The following is a 16,481-nucleotide window of genomic DNA, read 5'->3' as shown; positions in this document are numbered from 1 at the left end:
GAGAGAAATCGCTTGGGAAGTATTGAAATCAAAAAGGATTTTTATATAAATGGTAAAGTTGTTAAAATCATTTCGGGTGCTGTCCATTACTTTAGAATTGTGCCAGAATATTGGGAAGATACGCTATTAGATCTTATTGATATGGGATGTAATACTGTGGAAACATATGTTCCATGGAATCTTCATGAGCCAAAACAAGGAGAATATGATTTTGATGGGATAAAAGATATTGAAAGATTTTTAAGTTTAGCTCATCAATTAGGATTGTATGTGATATTGCGAGCATCGCCATATATTTGTGCAGAGTGGGAAATGGGTGGCTTACCAGCTTGGTTATTAAAATACTCTGGAATAAGATTGAGAAGTGATGATGAGCAATATATGAAATGTCTTGAACAATACTTCTCTATACTGTTACCTAAAGTGTCACAGTATCAGATTCATAAAAATGGTTCTATTATTTTAGCACAATTAGAAAATGAATATGGTTCATATGGTGAAGACAAAGAATATCTCAAAAAGGTTTTTAAACTGATGCGTGATTATGGTATTCAAGTTCCTGTTTTCACTGCTGATGGCACTTGGAATGAAGCTTTAGAAGCAGGAAGTTTGATTAATGAAGATGTTTTTCCAACAGGAAATTTTGGTTCACATGCTAAAGAAAATATGGAAATATTAGAAAAATTTATGCAAAGACATGATATTGAAGCGCCTCTTATGTGTATGGAATTTTGGGATGGTTGGTTTAATAGATGGAATCAAGAAATTATTCGTAGAAATCCTCAGGAGTTTATAGAAAGTGTTAAGGAAATGTTAGAAATTGGAAGTGTGAACTTTTATATGTTTCAAGGGGGAACGAATTTTGGTTGGATGAATGGATGCTCTGCTCGAAAAGAAAAAGACTTTCCTCAAATTACTTCATATGATTATGATGCAATTTTAACAGAGTACGGAGCTAAAACTGAAAAATACCATCTTATGAGAGAATTGATTACTGGAGAACAGCATCGCCTTGAAAATCGTAGAAAAACATGCAGCTACGGAAGTGTAAAATGTAAAAATAGAGTATCGCTTTTTAGTGTAATAGAACAAATATCAACAATTATAGAGAATTCTTGGCCACTAACAATGGAAGAACTTGATCATTATTATGGATATGTTGTCTATCAACATGATTTTCAGAGTTATACAAAGCAGTCTAGACTAAGAGTTATTGATGCGCGTGATCGCATTCAAATATATGTGAATAATAAATTTATAGGTGTGCAATATCAGGAAGAAATAGGTGATGAAATCTTATTTGAAACATCTTTAGATAATCAAAATGATTTAAAAATTCTTGTTGAAAATATGGGCAGAGTGAATTATGGTGCTAAGTTGCAGGCTGATACCCAAAAAAAAGGGATTCGCACAGGGGTATTAATAGATATACATTTCACTAAAAAATGGAAACACTACTGCTTAAATTTTAATAAAACAGATGCTATTGATTGGTCTAAAGAATATATTGGTGGACCAGCATTTCATCAATTTGTTTTTACAATTGATGAAATACCGAATGAAACATTTATTGATGTGACAAATTTTGGAAAAGGTATCGTTCTTGTTAATGGTCATCATTGTGGGAGATTTTATCAAGTTGGACCAACAGGTTCTCTTTATATACCAGGACCGTTTTTAAAACGTGGTGAAAATATTATTGTTATATTTGAAACTGAAGGTGTTTTTGCTGATGAAATTATATTGAATGATAAACCCATATATATAGATATTCATAAATAATAGAGTATTGTTTATTGAAACCCTGTTTTTACATTTTTGTAAAAATAGGGTTTCTTATTTTTTGTTGTTATATCGCATAATAAGTATAGAAATTTCATTGGAATTCACTTATAATAAAGAATAATGAGAGGAGGGAGACATTGAAATGGTTACTTTAAAAGATGTTGCAAAATATGCAAATGTATCAATAGCGACAGTATCGAGAATATTAAGAGAAGATGATACATTAAATGTCTCCTTGGAAACAAGAACAAAAGTACAGGAAGCAGTAGCAAAATTAAACTATGTACCTAAACCAAGAAAAAACTCAAATCAAAATACCAAACTTGTTGTTGCTATTATTCAATGTTATACATATGAACAAGAAATTCGAGACACTTATTATATCACTTTGTTGCAATCAGTAGAAAAATATTTGAAGACACATCATATTGCAATGAGAAGAGTACGTGAAGGTGATATTGATGTGGAAAGTGTTTTGCAAAATGTACATGGAATAATTTGTATTGGTAAAATTTCTTCTTTTCATCTTGAAAAATTATGTGAGATGACAGAAAATATTATTTTTCTTGATATGGATATGAGTCCGATTACTGAATGTTGTATCACTTTGGATTTTGATGATGCTATGTATCAGGTTGTGAAATACTTTCATGATCTTGGGCATAAAAAAATCGGATTTTTAGGAAGAAGTGAGTATAATGAGTTAAACCATCATATTCAAACAAGAAAAAGAAGCTTTATTAAATATTGTCAAGAATTTCATATGGAATACCAAGAATTTTCTTTAGAAAAAGATTTGACGAGTGAAGCAGGATATAATTTGGTTTATGAAATGGCTCAAATACAAAAATTGCCGAGTGCATTATTTGCTGTTAATGATCCAATTGCAATAGGAGCTATGAGAGCATTACAAGATTTAAACATTCGCGTACCTCAAGATGTTTCTATTATAGGATTTAATAATATTGATGCAGGTAATTTTACATCACCATCTTTATCAACTGTCTATGCTCCAGCTGATGAAATGGGAGAATTAGGAGCTTCATTATTGCATCAATCATTACTTAATGGTAAAAAATTAAATTCAATGAGAATACAATTGCCATGTTACCTTATTGAGAGAAATTCAAGTATAATGTATCATGAAGATTAAAAATATGCAATGTGCATATTTTTTTTTATCAATTTTTTTCAATTCATATAGTCATTATTATATGTTCAAACAATGCTGATGAAAGTATTTATATTGAAGTATAGAACAGTAGAAAATATTGTTCTATCTTTTTTTGCAAATACTTTAAAAAATTTATATAAAAAATTTTAAATAAATTAATGAAAATCTATTTACAAATCTAAAAAAGAGGTGTATAGTAACATTACTTCAAAAATTTGAAGTAAGAATATAAAAAATTTTAAGTAAGCACATAGGAGGACATATCATGTTTGAACAAGTAAAAGATGCATTAGTAGAATCTTTAAATATTGATGGAGAAGAAATTAAATTAGAATCTAACTTAAAAGATGATTTAGGAATTGATTCTTTAGCAGCTGTTGAATTATCTTTAGATTTAGAAACAGAATTCGACGTTGAAATTTCTGATGAAGAATTAGCTGCATTAGTAACTGTAGAAGATATTGTGAAATTAATTGAATCTAAACAATAAGCTAAGGTTTCACTTAGCTTATTTTTCTAAGGAGGAACATGTATGGATACTGAAAAAATTAAATCAATTATGAAGATGTTTGAAGAAAGTCAAATATCTAAGATGGATTTAACTGATGGTGATTTACATATCACATTAGAAAAAGATATAGAAGCAAAACAAATCATAACACCTACCGATGTCAAAACACCTAGTGAACACAATGAAGAAACAATTCAGGAAACAGGTACACCTATCAAAAGTCCAATTGTTGGAACATATTATCAATCAAGTGGTGCAGGAAAAGAACCTTATGTCAAAGTTGGAGATATGATTCAAGAAGGAGACACGATTTGTATCATTGAAGCCATGAAAGTCATGAATGAAATTAAAGCAACTGTTTCTGGAAAAGTTTTATCTATTGAAGTTCAAGATGGTCAAACAGTTGAATATGATCAGACTTTAATGATGATAGGGTAAGGTGATAATGTGATTGAAAAATTATTGATTGCCAATCGTGGAGAAATCGCAGTCAGAATTATACGTACATGTAAAGAAATGGGAATTCAGACTGTTGCTGTTTATTCAACAGCTGATAAACATTCTTTGCACGTGCAATTAGCAGATGAATCTGTATGTATTGGTGGACCATTAGCTAATGAATCATACCTGAATATGAATGCGATTATTCAGGCAGCCTGCAATACGGGATGTGATGCGATTCATCCAGGATTTGGTTTTTTAAGTGAAAACAGTGAATTTGCCAGACTTGTTATTCAATGTGGATTGATCTGGGTAGGACCATCACCTGATATTATTGATATGTTAGGAAATAAGTCTGCCGCAAGAAAGATGATGAAAGAAGCAGGAGTTCCTGTGATTCCTGGTTCTAAAGAAGTCATTGAAACTGTAGAACAGGGAAAAAAGGTTGCTGAAGATATAGGATATCCCGTTATGATTAAAGCCAGCAATGGTGGTGGTGGACGTGGTATGCGTGTAGTTCATAATGAAGAAGAGTTTGAAACACAATATCTCAATGCCAAAGCTGAAGCCAAAGCTTGTTTTGGTGATGATGATGTCTATTTAGAAAAATTAATTGAAAATCCAAAACATATTGAAGTTCAAGTCATTGGTGATCATCATGGTCATGTGATTCATTTATTTGAAAGAGATTGTTCATTTCAAAGACGTCATCAAAAGATGATTGAAGAAGCACCATGTCATATTTTAAAGAAAGATGTGCGTCAAAGATTGTTTGAAGATGCCATCAAAGCTTGTCATCATGTGGGATATAATAATGTTGGAACAATTGAGTTTTTATTAGATAAACACGGACAATATTATTTTATGGAAATGAATACACGTATTCAGGTTGAACATCCTATTACAGAAATGATTTGTGGTATTGATTTAGTCAAGTTACAGATTAAGGTTGCTGAAGGATTAAAGCTTCCATATAAGCAAGAAGATATTCATCAAAATGGATATGCTTTAGAATGTCGTATTAATGCTGAAGATATGAATCGTGATTTTGCGCCAACACCTGGAAAAATAACATTTATGCATTTACCAGGTGGAAGAGGAGTACGTGTGGATAGTGCCATGTATAGTGGGTGTGAAATTTCACCTTATTATGATTCGATGATTTTAAAATTAATTACTTTTGCACCAACACGTCTAGAATGTATTAAAAAAATGCGTGCAGCGTTAAGTGAAGTCATTATTGATGGTATTTCAACGAATACAAAATTCCATTATTATGTTCTACATTCTAAAGAATTTATTGAAGGAAGTTATGATACAAGCTTCTGTGAAACATTTATAAAGGAGTTGAAAGATAATGGATCAATTGTTTAAAAAAAGAAATGAAGAATTAAAACAATTCTCATCATGGTTAAATAGACATAAAATTAAAGAAAAAAAAGAAATTCCTGAAAATATCTTTAAACAATGTGATCATTGTCATGAATCTATTCCTTATTTTTCACTTATCGAAAATGATTATGTTTGTCCTAAATGTGGTCATCATATGAAAATCAGTGCCAGACAGCGTATACGTGATTTAATGGATGAAGGCACTTGGAAAGAATATTTTGAAAAAGATAAAACATCTAACAATGAAAATTTTCCTGGTTACGATGAAAAGCTGAAAAAAGCCTGGATGTCAACCGGTATGAATGAAGCTGTCATTTGTGGTGTTGGTAAAATCAACCAGAGTCGTGTTGTCTTATGTGTCATGGATTCTCGTTTCATGATGGGAAGTATGGGAAAAGTTGTTGGTGAAAAAATATGTAAAGCAGTAGAACTGGCTACACGTAAAAAATTACCATTGATTATTAGCTGTACCAGTGGTGGCGCAAGAATGCAAGAAGGTATTGATTCTTTAATGCAGATGGCTAAAATCAGTGCTGCTTTAAAACGCTTTTCAAATCAAGGAGGTCTTTATATAGCCTTATTAACACATCCTACAACAGGTGGTGTCAGTGCCAGCTTTGCGATGCTGGGAGATATTATCATTGCTGAACCACAGGCCATGATTGGATTTGCTGGAAAACGTGTTATTCAAGATACAATTAAGCAGGAGTTACCTGAAGGTTTCCAAACTGCAGAATTCTTACTTGAAAAAGGTTTTATTGATATGATTGTGGAAAGACATGATTTGAAAAATGTTATTTCAGATTTATTAAAATTACATGGAGGAAAATTATGAGCCTCGTAGATAATGAAAGAAAAATAAAAGAGTTACAGGCGAAAAGAGCTGTAACAGAAGATCAAAAAGAGTTCGATGAACTTTCTCAAGAGATTGATACTCTCACAAAAGAAACATATCATCATTTAACTGCTTGGGATCGTGTGTCTATCGCAAGACATCCATCACGACCAAAAGCAAGTGATTTTATTGAGGGATTGTTTGACCATTTCTATGAACTTCATGGGGATAGATGTTATGGAGATGATCAGGCTATTATTGGGGGAATTGGTTATTTTCACGATATGCCAGTCACTGTTATTGCACAAGCCAAAGGAAAGACATTGGAAGAAAATTTGAACCGTCATTTTGGAATGTGTAATCCTGAAGGTTATCGTAAAGCTCTCAGACTTGCCAGACAAGCCGAAAAGTTTCATCGACCAATCATTACTTTTGTAGATACCGCAGGAGCTTATCCTGGTATCGAAGCTGAGGAGAGGGGACAGGCACAGGCGATTGCTGAATGTTTATACACTTTTTCTGATTTGAAAACACCTGTTATTTGTATTGTTTTATCAGAAGGTGGTAGTGGAGGAGCATTAGCTTTAAGTGTTGCCGATCGTATTTGTATGTTAGAAAATGCCATTTATTCTGTTTTATCACCTGAAGGTTTTGCAAGTATTTTATGGAAAGATGATAGTCGTGTTCAAGAAGCGGCTGAAGTGATGAAACTGACATCGTATGATTTATATGATAAAGGGATTGCTGATTATTTGGTCAAAGAACCAACAGGTGGTATGCAAAATGATTTAAAACTTGTATTAGATAATATTGATCAGTATTTACAAAAAGAATTAGATGTTTTAACTCATACAAAAGAAAAAGATTTATTGGAAAAACGTTATCAGAAGTTCCGTAAGATAGGAGTTATGTCATGAGTTCAATAGAAATATTAGGAACAGGGTTTGTTAAAGCTCAAAAGAAAGTAACGAATTTTGATTTAGAAAAAAGAGTTGAAACAAGTGATGAATGGATTGTACAAAGAACAGGTATTTCATCACGTTATGTGAGTGAAACTGAAAATACAAGTGATTTGGCTTATAAAGCCAGTTTACAGGCGATTGAAGATGCACATATTCAAAAAGAAGACATTGAAGTGATTATTGTCGCAACAATGACACCAGATTGTATGACACCTTCAACAGCTTGTCTTGTTCAGGCAAAACTGGGATTAAATGATTGTCCTGTCTTTGCTTTTGATATTAATGGAGCATGTAGTGGATTTTTATATGCATTTCAGATTGCCAGTGATTTATTAAGCAGATATCACCATATCTTAGTCATTGGTAGTGAAACAATTAGTAAGATGATTGACTGGAATGATCGTTCAACTTGCGTTTTATTTGGGGATGGTGCAGGTGCGATGGTCCTTGGTCGAGGAGATACAAAACTTTATCACTATGCCAATAGTGAAGGAGACTTACAGGAAGTCTTACATGCTCAAGGATTGCCTTTAGTTCATGATTTACAAAATCAGGGAGCATCAACACATTATTTAAATATGAAAGGAAATGATGTGTTTAGATTTGCAATTAGAGTTTTAAAAGAATCTATTGAAAATGTTTTGGATCAGTCAGGGCTTTCTATAGATGATATTGATTTGATTATTCCACATCAGGCGAATTATCGTATTATTTCTCATGTGGCAAAAAAGATGAAAGTCGATTTATCAAAATTTTATATGAATCTTCAAGAGTTTGGAAATACTTCAGCGGCCAGTATTCCTATTGCTTATGCAATGGCACAAAGAGAAGGAAAGATTCCTGAAAAGGGACGTGTTATTTTGGTTGGATTTGGTGCTGGATTAACTTATGGAGCAACTCTTATTGACAATAGAGGAGGACAATAAAGTGTTATTAAATGAATTATTAAATATAAAATACCCTATTATTCAAGGAGCTATGGCGAATATTGCAACTGCTTCCTTTGCTGCCTGTGTTTCTAATAGTGGTGGTTTAGGTATTATTGCGACAGGATCAATGGATGCAGCTCAAACACGTGAAGAAATCCAAAAATGTAAACAATTAACAGACCAGCCTTTTGGTGTCAATGTGATGTTGATGAATCCATATGCCAGTGAAATTATTGATGTTATTGTTGAAGAAGGCGTTCATGTTGTGACAACAGGAGCGGGAAATCCAGGACCTTATATGGCAAAACTCAAAGAAGCTGGAATTAAAGTTTTACCAGTTGTGCCTAGCGTTGGTTTGGCTAAACGTATGGAAAGAGCTGGTGCTGATGCCTTGATTGTTGAAGGTGGAGAATCAGGTGGACATGTTGGTGAAATGACAACAATGGCTTTGGTTCCACAAGTTGTAGATGCTGTCAATATTCCAGTGATTGCAGCTGGTGGAATTGGAGATGGACGTGGTGTGATGGCAGCTTTGAGTTTAGGTGCTATTGGCGTACAGATTGGAACATGTCTATTGGTTGCTGATGAATGTCCAATTCATGAAAACTATAAAGATGCTGTTATTAAAGCCAAAGATACTGATACTGTTGTAACTGGAAGAAGTGTGAATACACCAGTCCGTATTTTAAAGAATCAGATGGCAAGAGAATATTTAAAACTTGAAGGACATTTTGAAAGTCGTGAAGAATTAGAAAAATTAACACTTGGGGCTTTAAGAAAAGCTGTACAGAGTGGTGATGTGAAAACTGGATCTGTGATGATGGGACAAATTGCTGGAATGGTCAAAGAAAAGAAACCAATGCAACAGATTCTTGATGAAATGATGGCTTCAACAAAACAAGTTTATGCCAACCTGCAAAAAGTCATGGAGGAAATGCAATGATTCAAATCCAAAATCGTATCATGAAACTTCCTATCATTCAAGGTGGTATGGGAGTTGGTATTTCTTTATCATCATTAGCAGGAGCAGTTGCAAAATGTGGTGCTATGGGTGTCATCAGTGCCGCTCATCCTGGCTATAATTATGAAGGATTTAGAAAAAATCCAATTGCTGTCAATTGTCAGGCTTTAAAAGATCATATTCAACGTGCCAAAGAGCTTGCTAAAGGAAATGGTTTGATTGGTGTCAATATTATGGTTGCCAGTCAAAACTATGAAGACTTCGTGAAAGCATCTCTTGAAGGTGGTTGTGATGCCATTATTTCAGGAGCAGGATTACCATTAGATTTACCTAAGTTTGCTAAAGGAAAGGCCCTTTTAGCACCGATTGTATCGAGTGGAAAAGCGGCCAAACTGATTGCCAGAGTATGGGATAAACGTTATCAGTATACACCTGATTTCGTAGTGATTGAAGGTAGTGAAGCTGGTGGACATCTGGGATTTAAAAAAGATGATTTATTGGCTCATACGTGTCAAAAACTAAGTGATATTTTAGCTGATGTTAAAAAAGAATTAAAAGTTTGGGAAGACAAATACAAAAAGACAATTCCTGTTTTTGTTGCTGGAGGTATAGATTCTGGAAAGAAGATTGCTGAATTCATCAAATTAGGGGCAACAGGTGTACAGATTGCCACACCATTTATTGCGACTTATGAATGTGATGCAGCACAAGAATTTAAAGATATGGTTATTCAATGTCGCCAAGAAGATATTGAACTTGTCTCTAGTCCAGCAGGACTTCCAGGACGTGCTATTGTCAATGATTTTGTAAAGAAAACAAGACAAACTGGAAATATCTGTATGAAAAATTGTCTGCATTGCATGATTCCTTGCAATCCTGAAAATACACCCTATTGTATTAGTGAAGCATTAATACAGAGTGTAAAAGGAAATGTACAAAATGGTCTGGTTTTTGTAGGAAGCCAGGCAGCGAGAATTCATGAAATGAAACATGTTGAAGAAGTGATTCATGAATATATGAAAGAAATGGAGGAAAATCTATGAAAATAGGAATGATTTTTGCTGGTCAAGGTAGTCAATATGTAGGTATGGGAAAAGCATTTTATGATGAATTCCAAGAAGCCAGAGATGTTTTTGATCAGGCCAATATTGATATTGATGTCAAAAAAGTATGTTTTGAAGGACCTGAAGATGTTTTAAATGAAACATCATATGCACAGCCTTGTATTTTAACAACATCATTAGCCATTGCGAAAGTGATTGCAGCACAAGGTATTCATCCTGATTATGTGGCAGGTTTATCATTAGGAGAATATTCTGCTTTGGCTTATGCAGGAGCATTTGACACACAAGATGCGATTTCAATCGTGAGACGTCGTGGACAGATTATGAGTGAAGCCCTGCCAGCTGGAACAACATCTATGGCAGCTGTTTTAGCAATGGATGCTGAAAAGATTCAAGAAGTTATTGAACCTATTGATGGTGTCACAATTGCCAATTACAATTGTCCAGGACAAATTGTGATTACAGGAACAAAAGAAGCTGTTGAGATTGCTTCAGAAAAATTAAAAGAAGCTGGCGCAAAACGTGTCATTCCATTAAAAGTTTCAGGAGCATTCCATTCTCCATTATTAGAAGAAGCATCATATAAGCTGAAAGAAGAGTTAGAAAAATATGATATTCATGAAACAAAGATTCCAGTTGTTTATAATGTTTCAGGAAAAGAAGAAGATGGAGATCTCATTGATATTTTAACTCGACAAATCAAATCAAGTGTTTATTTCTATCAATCAATTCAATATATGATTGCGCAAGGTGTTGAAGCTTTTGTGGAAATTGGACCTGGAAAAGCATTAAGTGCCTTTGTTAAGAAGACAGATAGAAGTATTCCTGTTTATAGTGTAGATAGTATTGAAGGTTTAAATCAAATGTTAGGAGCGTTAAAAGATGAGTAAAGTAGCGTTAATTACTGGTGCCAGTCGTGGAATTGGTAGAGCCATTGCTTTAAAATTTGCAAGTGAAGGATATAATATTGCGATTAATTATATTGGAAATCAGGATGAAGCTTTAGAAGTCCAAAAAGAATGTTGTGCCCATGGTATTGAAGCTATGATTTATGAAGGTGATGTCACTGATTATGGTACCATGGATCAAATGATGAAAGCTGTTTTAGAACAGTTTGGTTCTATTGATGTCTTGGTTAACAATTCAGGGATTACAAAAGATCAGTTATTATTAAAAATGAATACACAGTCATTTATGGATGTCATTGATGTCAATTTAAAAGGAACATTTAATACCATTAAAGCTGTTTCTCGTATTATGATGAAACAAAGATCAGGTGTTATTATCAATATGGCAAGTGTAATTGGAATTATTGGAAATGTTGGACAAGCCAATTATGCAGCCAGTAAAGCTGGTGTCATTGCTTTAACAAAATCAGTTGCGAAAGAATTAGCACCACGTCATATTCGTGCGAATGCTATTGCGCCAGGATTCATTGCCACAAAAATGACAGATGTTTTAAGTGATGATACAAAAGAAAATATCTTAAAAAATATTCCATTGCAACAAATGGGTGAACCAGAGGATGTTGCGAATGTTGCATACTTTTTAGCAAGTGATAGTGCAAAATATATTACGGGTCAAGTCATCAATGTTGATGGCGGAATGGTCATGTAAGGAGGACAAAACATGAAAAGAAGAGTTGTCGTTACTGGAATGGGAGCAGTATCTCCAATTGGAAATACTGTTGAAGAAACTTGGAATGGTATTTTAAATCAGACATGTGGAATTGATGAAATTACACATTTTGATACAAGTGATTATAAGGTCAAATTAGCTGGAGAAGTGAAAAATCTTGATTTAGAACAATATTTTACAAAAAGAGATTTAAAATTTAATGATCGTTTTACGCAATTTGCCAGAGTTGTTTCTAAACAGGCTATTGAAAATGCAAAGTTGGATTTAGAAACAATGAATAAAAATCGTTTTGGTGTCATTATTGGTAGTGGTATTGGTGGTGTTGAATCTATTGAAAAAGCGGAACAAAGTTTATTAAATAGAGGACCATCAAAAGTTTCGCCTTATTTTATTCCTATGACTTTAATTAATTTAGCAGCAGGAAGTGTTGCGATTGATTTAGGTGCAAAAGGTTATGTATCTTCTGTTGTAACCGCATGTGCAGCTGGAACAAATGCAATTGGTGAAGCCTTCCATAAAATCAGAGATGGATATGAAGATGTTATGATTGCTGGAGGAAGTGAAGCTTCTATTACACCATTATCAGTTGCAGGATTTGCTTCTATGAAAGCTTTGCATACTGGTGAGGATAAAGATCGTGCTTCTATTCCTTTTGATAAAGATCGTAGTGGCTTTGTCATGGGTGAAGGAGCAGCTGTTTTAGTGTTAGAAGAATTACAACATGCCTTAGATAGAAATGCGACAATCTATGGTGAAATTGTTGGTTATGGAGCAACTTGCGATGCTTATCATATTACAGCACCATTATCTGATGGAAGCGGTGGTGGAGAAGCGATGAAACAGGCTTTAGAAGATGCTGCTTTACAACCATCTGATATTGATTATATCAATGCTCATGGGACATCTACACCATTAAATGATAAGACAGAAACAATGGCTGTGAAATATGCTTTTGGTGACGATGCATATCATTTGGCTATGTCATCAACAAAATCTTATACAGGACATTTATTAGGAGCGAGTGGTGCTTTAGAATCTGTTATTTGTGTAAAAGCATTACAGGAAGGATATATCCCAGCTACAATTCATTATCAAAATAAAGATGAAGACTGTGATTTAGATATCGTCGCAAATGTTGGTAGAAAAGAGGACATTCATTATGCTATGAACAATTCTCTTGGATTTGGTGGACATAATGCCTCATTGATTTTCAAGAAATGGGAGGATTAGAGATGTTATATAATTCTAATGATATTCAAAAAATTATTCCTCATCGTTATCCATTTTTACTTGTAGATTGTATTGAAAGCATTAGTGAAGATGGAAAAACAATTGTAGGAAGAAAATGTGTAACAGCTAATGAAATGCAATTTTTAGGACATTTCCCTGAAAAACATGTGATGCCAGGTGTCTTAATTATTGAAGCCTTAGCTCAAACAGGATGTGTTTTATTACTTTCTAAAGAAGAAAATAAAGGAAAGATTGCTTTCTTTGCTGGTATTAATAAAGCACGTTTTAGAAAACAAGTGATTCCAGGTGATGTTTTAACAATGACTGTCACTTTAACAAAAGAAAAAGGTGGTATTTACTTTGCTGCTATTGAAGCAAAGGTTGAAGATGAAATTGCTGTCACTGGAGAAATCATGTGTGCTGTTGGTGAATAATTCAATAGAGAACTGAAACAGAAAGATATCTTGTCTTTCTGTTTTCTTTTTTATGATAGTTATAAAAAGCTATTGGTTATATGATAAAACATATTTCCAATAGCTTTCTTATTATTAATGTTTTTTAAACTTATAGATGATTTTATTAGCATAAGGAATAGAAGAGAGTTCTTCAGGATGATCAGAATAGAAGTAGATAATAATCACAAAATAAACAATAACTCCAATACATACAGAAAGTATTAAAGGAATCAAAACTCTTCTTGTTAAAGCAAACAATCCATAATAAACAATAGCTACAATCACACCCATTAATAGAGAAGCAATAATAGGTAATAGGTAAGTTTTTCTTATGTCTTGTTTGTAATGAGTAATTTTACGTAACATTTTTTGATTGAGATAACAAACTTGTAAACCATAAAAACAATTAGCAATAACCAATGAATATAATCCTAAAGGCGTTAATAAAAGCAGAACAATTGTAATAACGATATGATAGATTAATGCAATGGCTGCATTTTTTAAAGGTGTATTGACTTGCCCTATAGCTTGTAAAATTCCATTAGTTAAAGTCGATAGGCCAAAGAAGACAACACCAGGACTACCAACAGCTAACATAATGGTAGAAATCATAACAGTCTCTTCTTGAGGGAAGAGAATACCAATGATTGGATATGCCAGAACGCTCATTCCTACGGCGGCTGGAATCAAAAGCATCATTGTCACACGAATACCAGAACGGATATGTTCTCTTGTTTCACGATAATTCTTCAATGACCATGATGATGAAATGGCTGGAATAGAAGCCGTAGACATTGCTGAAGCTAAGGCTACAGGAACGTTTTGTAAAACAATATATTGTCCTGAATAAACACCCCACATAGTTGCAGACTGTGGATCAGTACCAATGATAAATGAATAAATATATTGATCAATAACAGTAATCAGATTATAAACACATGTTGCAAAAATAATAGGTGTGACAATATGGATAATCATTTTGAAAATATCTTTATAGGAATCTTCATAATCATCAGGTGTATCTTTGATAATCAGGTGATTATGATTTTTGATATACATGATAAACATGAAAATGAGTCCCACAAGAACACCAACACCAGGACCAACAGCTCCACCAGCTGCACCAGCTGCAGCCATTTCACTGCCACCAGTTTCCATTAATGGACGAACAAATAAATAAGCACAGCCAATCGCAACCACAGCATTAAAGATTTGTTCAATAATTTGAGATACTGATGTATAGAAAGTTGTCTGATGAGCTTGGAAATAGCCTCTAAAGACACCTAATAAACCAGATAAAAAGATAGTTGGACATAAGATTCTAAGTGGTAATACAGAATGCCCTGTAACAAGCACTGGAGCTAATAGGTAAGCAATAATGGCAGCACTTCCCCCAATAATACAAATATAAATAAATGAACATTTTAAAATCTTTTGAACATTATTGTATTGATGTAATGCCAGTTTTTCAGCAATAAGTTTTGAAATGGCAGTTGGAATACTATACGAAGATAAAAGTAAAATAAGAGCATAAATATTATAAGCCATAGAGTAATAACCAATACCTTCGGCAGTAATTAAAGCCGTTAATGGACTTTTATATAAAGCTCCAATAATTCTGACTAATATTCCTGCTATAGCGAGAATAGAAGCCTGTTTAACAATTGAGCGTGACATGGGTAAACCTCACTTTCCAATAATTCTTTGTTTATTATATCATTAATTCGAATAATTGCAAAAAAACTTATGAAATTATACATAAAAAGACTTTTTTGTGGTTTTTACACATTGCTATGACAAAATTTTTGTAAAAAAGGGTAGATATAGATGTGAAAATATAGATAATGATTGTTGAATATATGATTATAGAATGTATTGTATTCTTGGAACAGAACACATAGTCAAGTTCTTTTAAAAATAGCTAAACGATAAGTTGTGATTGGGAGAGTTTTATTATTTGACTATCTATTGATAATGGTCAATTATATAATTAGTTTAAATTTTATGCAGTGGGAAAACAACGTTTCATATTTTAGCAGTTCAATAGAATATGAAACTTTCTTATTATATGTTGAAGTATGCCTTAAAAGTCCAAAAAGTTTATTTTTGAAGAAAGAGAGAATATTGAATTTAAGGGGGCTGTACAGTCTTAAGTTATTGTTATCCTTTAGATCATTATAATAATCAATGAAAAAATAGAAAATGAAAATTCAAATCATCGTTTAAACTATTGTGGGTTTTATGATAGTCGAGAAATGAAGTATATGAGATATAGCTTTAAAAATATTATACAATTGATGGTCATTATAAGAATTTTAAATATCAGGATTATGAGGTTATTTATAAAAAATAGATATAAGGTGAAATGAAAAACTAAATTCCACTTTGTATATTTAAATTCAACTCTTCTTGTGGGAGTTGAATTTCAAATTGCAAAGTGATTTTTTGTATTATAAAAATCACCTTCAGATATTGATTTTTGACACATCAGGTCTTAAAATGAACTTGTAAGAAGCAATTTGACTTGTTTTTGAGAGTATAGTAAAGCCAGGGTCAAATTTTCTGTTTTTTTTGCAAAGCAAAATTCCACCCCTGATGGTCTTGTTTATCTGTACATTATGGGTATCCCTGTGTTTTGTTTATGCTTTATCTTTGAGATAAGAGCGACTGAGTCAGATTGATCTTATCTGGGTCAATATGTTCGATTCCAAAGTAGCTTGCAACTTCTTTGGAAAACAGCAAAGCGAAGACAAAGAGTGGGGTTTTGTCATTCAGCTTTGGACGAGCATACGAATTAATGTGAGACATCATTAAATTGATGTCTTTTTGCGTATAAGGATCAAATGGTTTTCCTTTGGGTGCGATTCTTCTTATAAATTCATGATTGACTTCACAGTCACCTTTTTCAAACGGAGAGCTGGGGTGACAGTAAAACATATATGTTCTTCTGTTTCCATCTTCATCAAATTCAATGGCTTCTGGATTGGAGAACTCAGGTCCGTTATCTGTGAGAATGACAGGGAAAATCTTCATGAACATATCTCTTCCAAGATGGTTGTAAATGTCATTGAATATATCAATGACAGACTGTGCATCATTATATT

The 16,481-nt window shown here is 33.1% G+C and carries 15 protein-coding genes and 1 pseudogene; 14 read left to right on the top strand and 2 right to left on the bottom strand.

Annotation, left to right across the window (positions count from 1 at the left end; all coding sequences use genetic code 11):
* Positions 1 to 12 precede the first annotated feature (12 nt).
* The 14 genes from ACESR5_RS04790 (at position 13) to fabZ (ending at position 13,356) form a co-directional block, all read left to right on the top strand.
* On the top strand, positions 13 to 1,782 hold the full coding sequence (locus ACESR5_RS04790; RefSeq protein ID WP_373154494.1) for a beta-galactosidase family protein: 1,770 nt from the start codon (positions 13 to 15) through the stop codon (positions 1,780 to 1,782).
* 145 nt (positions 1,783 to 1,927) lie between these two features.
* A complete protein-coding gene (locus ACESR5_RS04785) occupies positions 1,928 to 2,938 on the top strand; it encodes a LacI family DNA-binding transcriptional regulator (protein WP_087298036.1) in 1,011 nt (336 codons plus the stop codon).
* A gap of 286 nt (positions 2,939 to 3,224) precedes the next feature.
* Positions 3,225 to 3,449, top strand: a complete 225-nt coding sequence (locus ACESR5_RS04780) for an acyl carrier protein (RefSeq protein WP_087243256.1) — start codon at positions 3,225 to 3,227, stop codon at positions 3,447 to 3,449.
* A 42-nt stretch (positions 3,450 to 3,491) separates the two neighbouring features.
* A complete protein-coding gene (gene accB, locus ACESR5_RS04775) occupies positions 3,492 to 3,908 on the top strand; it encodes an acetyl-CoA carboxylase biotin carboxyl carrier protein (protein WP_087243255.1) in 417 nt (138 codons plus the stop codon).
* A 9-nt stretch (positions 3,909 to 3,917) separates the two neighbouring features.
* Positions 3,918 to 5,285, top strand: a complete 1,368-nt coding sequence (accC, locus tag ACESR5_RS04770; RefSeq protein WP_373154492.1) for an acetyl-CoA carboxylase biotin carboxylase subunit — start codon at positions 3,918 to 3,920, stop codon at positions 5,283 to 5,285.
* Positions 5,266 to 6,138, top strand: coding sequence for an acetyl-CoA carboxylase, carboxyltransferase subunit beta (accD, locus tag ACESR5_RS04765; RefSeq protein WP_373154555.1), 873 nt, complete (start codon positions 5,266 to 5,268; stop codon positions 6,136 to 6,138). Before accC ends, accD begins: the two co-directional genes overlap by 20 nt.
* Complete coding sequence (locus ACESR5_RS04760) at positions 6,135 to 7,055, top strand: acetyl-CoA carboxylase carboxyltransferase subunit alpha (protein WP_087243252.1); 921 nt, start codon at positions 6,135 to 6,137, stop codon at positions 7,053 to 7,055. The genes accD and ACESR5_RS04760 overlap by 4 nt, the downstream gene beginning before the upstream one ends.
* On the top strand, positions 7,052 to 8,026 hold the full coding sequence (locus ACESR5_RS04755) for a beta-ketoacyl-ACP synthase III (RefSeq protein ID WP_087298039.1): 975 nt from the start codon (positions 7,052 to 7,054) through the stop codon (positions 8,024 to 8,026). The genes ACESR5_RS04760 and ACESR5_RS04755 overlap by 4 nt, the downstream gene beginning before the upstream one ends.
* Before the next feature lies 1 nt (position 8,027).
* Positions 8,028 to 8,972 carry an enoyl-[acyl-carrier-protein] reductase FabK gene (gene fabK / locus ACESR5_RS04750; RefSeq protein ID WP_087243250.1) on the top strand — a complete coding sequence of 315 codons (945 nt, stop codon included), beginning with the start codon at positions 8,028 to 8,030 and terminating at the stop codon, positions 8,970 to 8,972.
* A complete protein-coding gene (locus ACESR5_RS04745) occupies positions 8,969 to 10,033 on the top strand; it encodes a nitronate monooxygenase family protein (protein ID WP_087243249.1) in 1,065 nt (354 codons plus the stop codon). Before fabK ends, ACESR5_RS04745 begins: the two co-directional genes overlap by 4 nt.
* Positions 10,030 to 10,944 carry an ACP S-malonyltransferase gene (gene fabD, locus ACESR5_RS04740; protein ID WP_373154489.1) on the top strand — a complete coding sequence of 305 codons (915 nt, stop codon included), beginning with the start codon at positions 10,030 to 10,032 and terminating at the stop codon, positions 10,942 to 10,944. Before ACESR5_RS04745 ends, fabD begins: the two co-directional genes overlap by 4 nt.
* On the top strand, positions 10,937 to 11,671 hold the full coding sequence (fabG, locus tag ACESR5_RS04735; RefSeq protein ID WP_373154487.1) for a 3-oxoacyl-[acyl-carrier-protein] reductase: 735 nt from the start codon (positions 10,937 to 10,939) through the stop codon (positions 11,669 to 11,671). Before fabD ends, fabG begins: the two co-directional genes overlap by 8 nt.
* Before the next feature lie 12 nt (positions 11,672 to 11,683).
* Positions 11,684 to 12,922 carry a beta-ketoacyl-ACP synthase II gene (fabF, locus tag ACESR5_RS04730; protein WP_373154485.1) on the top strand — a complete coding sequence of 413 codons (1,239 nt, stop codon included), beginning with the start codon at positions 11,684 to 11,686 and terminating at the stop codon, positions 12,920 to 12,922.
* A 2-nt stretch (positions 12,923 to 12,924) separates the two neighbouring features.
* On the top strand, positions 12,925 to 13,356 hold the full coding sequence (gene fabZ, locus ACESR5_RS04725; protein WP_087243245.1) for a 3-hydroxyacyl-ACP dehydratase FabZ: 432 nt from the start codon (positions 12,925 to 12,927) through the stop codon (positions 13,354 to 13,356).
* Positions 13,357 to 13,470: 114 nt separating this feature from the next.
* Here fabZ and ACESR5_RS04720 read toward each other — a convergent pair whose 3' ends face one another.
* Positions 13,471 to 15,054 carry a polysaccharide biosynthesis protein gene (locus ACESR5_RS04720; protein ID WP_129737445.1) on the bottom strand — a complete coding sequence of 528 codons (1,584 nt, stop codon included), beginning with the start codon at positions 15,052 to 15,054 and terminating at the stop codon, positions 13,471 to 13,473.
* Between the two features lie 969 nt (positions 15,055 to 16,023).
* Positions 16,024 to 16,481 (bottom strand): annotated as a pseudogene (locus ACESR5_RS04715) (IS30 family transposase); the annotation flags it as partial.

This window comes from Clostridium sp. AUH-JLR23 (genome assembly GCF_964238065.1).
GTDB classification, from domain to species: Bacteria; Bacillota_I; Bacilli_A; order Erysipelotrichales; family Coprobacillaceae; genus Allocoprobacillus; species Allocoprobacillus merdigallinarum.
This window is presented reverse-complemented; position numbering and strand designations above follow the sequence as displayed.

Coding starts and splice junctions, on each gene's coding strand:
- accB (WP_087243255.1), top strand. CDS start 3,492: ATGGATACTGAAAAAATTAAATCAATTATGAAGATGTTTGAAGAAAGT.
- ACESR5_RS04755 (WP_087298039.1), top strand. CDS start 7,052: ATGAGTTCAATAGAAATATTAGGAACAGGGTTTGTTAAAGCTCAAAAG.
- ACESR5_RS04785 (WP_087298036.1), top strand. CDS start 1,928: ATGGTTACTTTAAAAGATGTTGCAAAATATGCAAATGTATCAATAGCG.
- fabF (WP_373154485.1), top strand. CDS start 11,684: ATGAAAAGAAGAGTTGTCGTTACTGGAATGGGAGCAGTATCTCCAATT.
- ACESR5_RS04745 (WP_087243249.1), top strand. CDS start 8,969: ATGATTCAAATCCAAAATCGTATCATGAAACTTCCTATCATTCAAGGT.
- ACESR5_RS04760 (WP_087243252.1), top strand. CDS start 6,135: ATGAGCCTCGTAGATAATGAAAGAAAAATAAAAGAGTTACAGGCGAAA.
- ACESR5_RS04720 (WP_129737445.1), bottom strand. CDS start 15,054: ATGTCACGCTCAATTGTTAAACAGGCTTCTATTCTCGCTATAGCAGGA.
- fabD (WP_373154489.1), top strand. CDS start 10,030: ATGAAAATAGGAATGATTTTTGCTGGTCAAGGTAGTCAATATGTAGGT.
- fabZ (WP_087243245.1), top strand. CDS start 12,925: ATGTTATATAATTCTAATGATATTCAAAAAATTATTCCTCATCGTTAT.
- ACESR5_RS04780 (WP_087243256.1), top strand. CDS start 3,225: ATGTTTGAACAAGTAAAAGATGCATTAGTAGAATCTTTAAATATTGAT.
- fabG (WP_373154487.1), top strand. CDS start 10,937: ATGAGTAAAGTAGCGTTAATTACTGGTGCCAGTCGTGGAATTGGTAGA.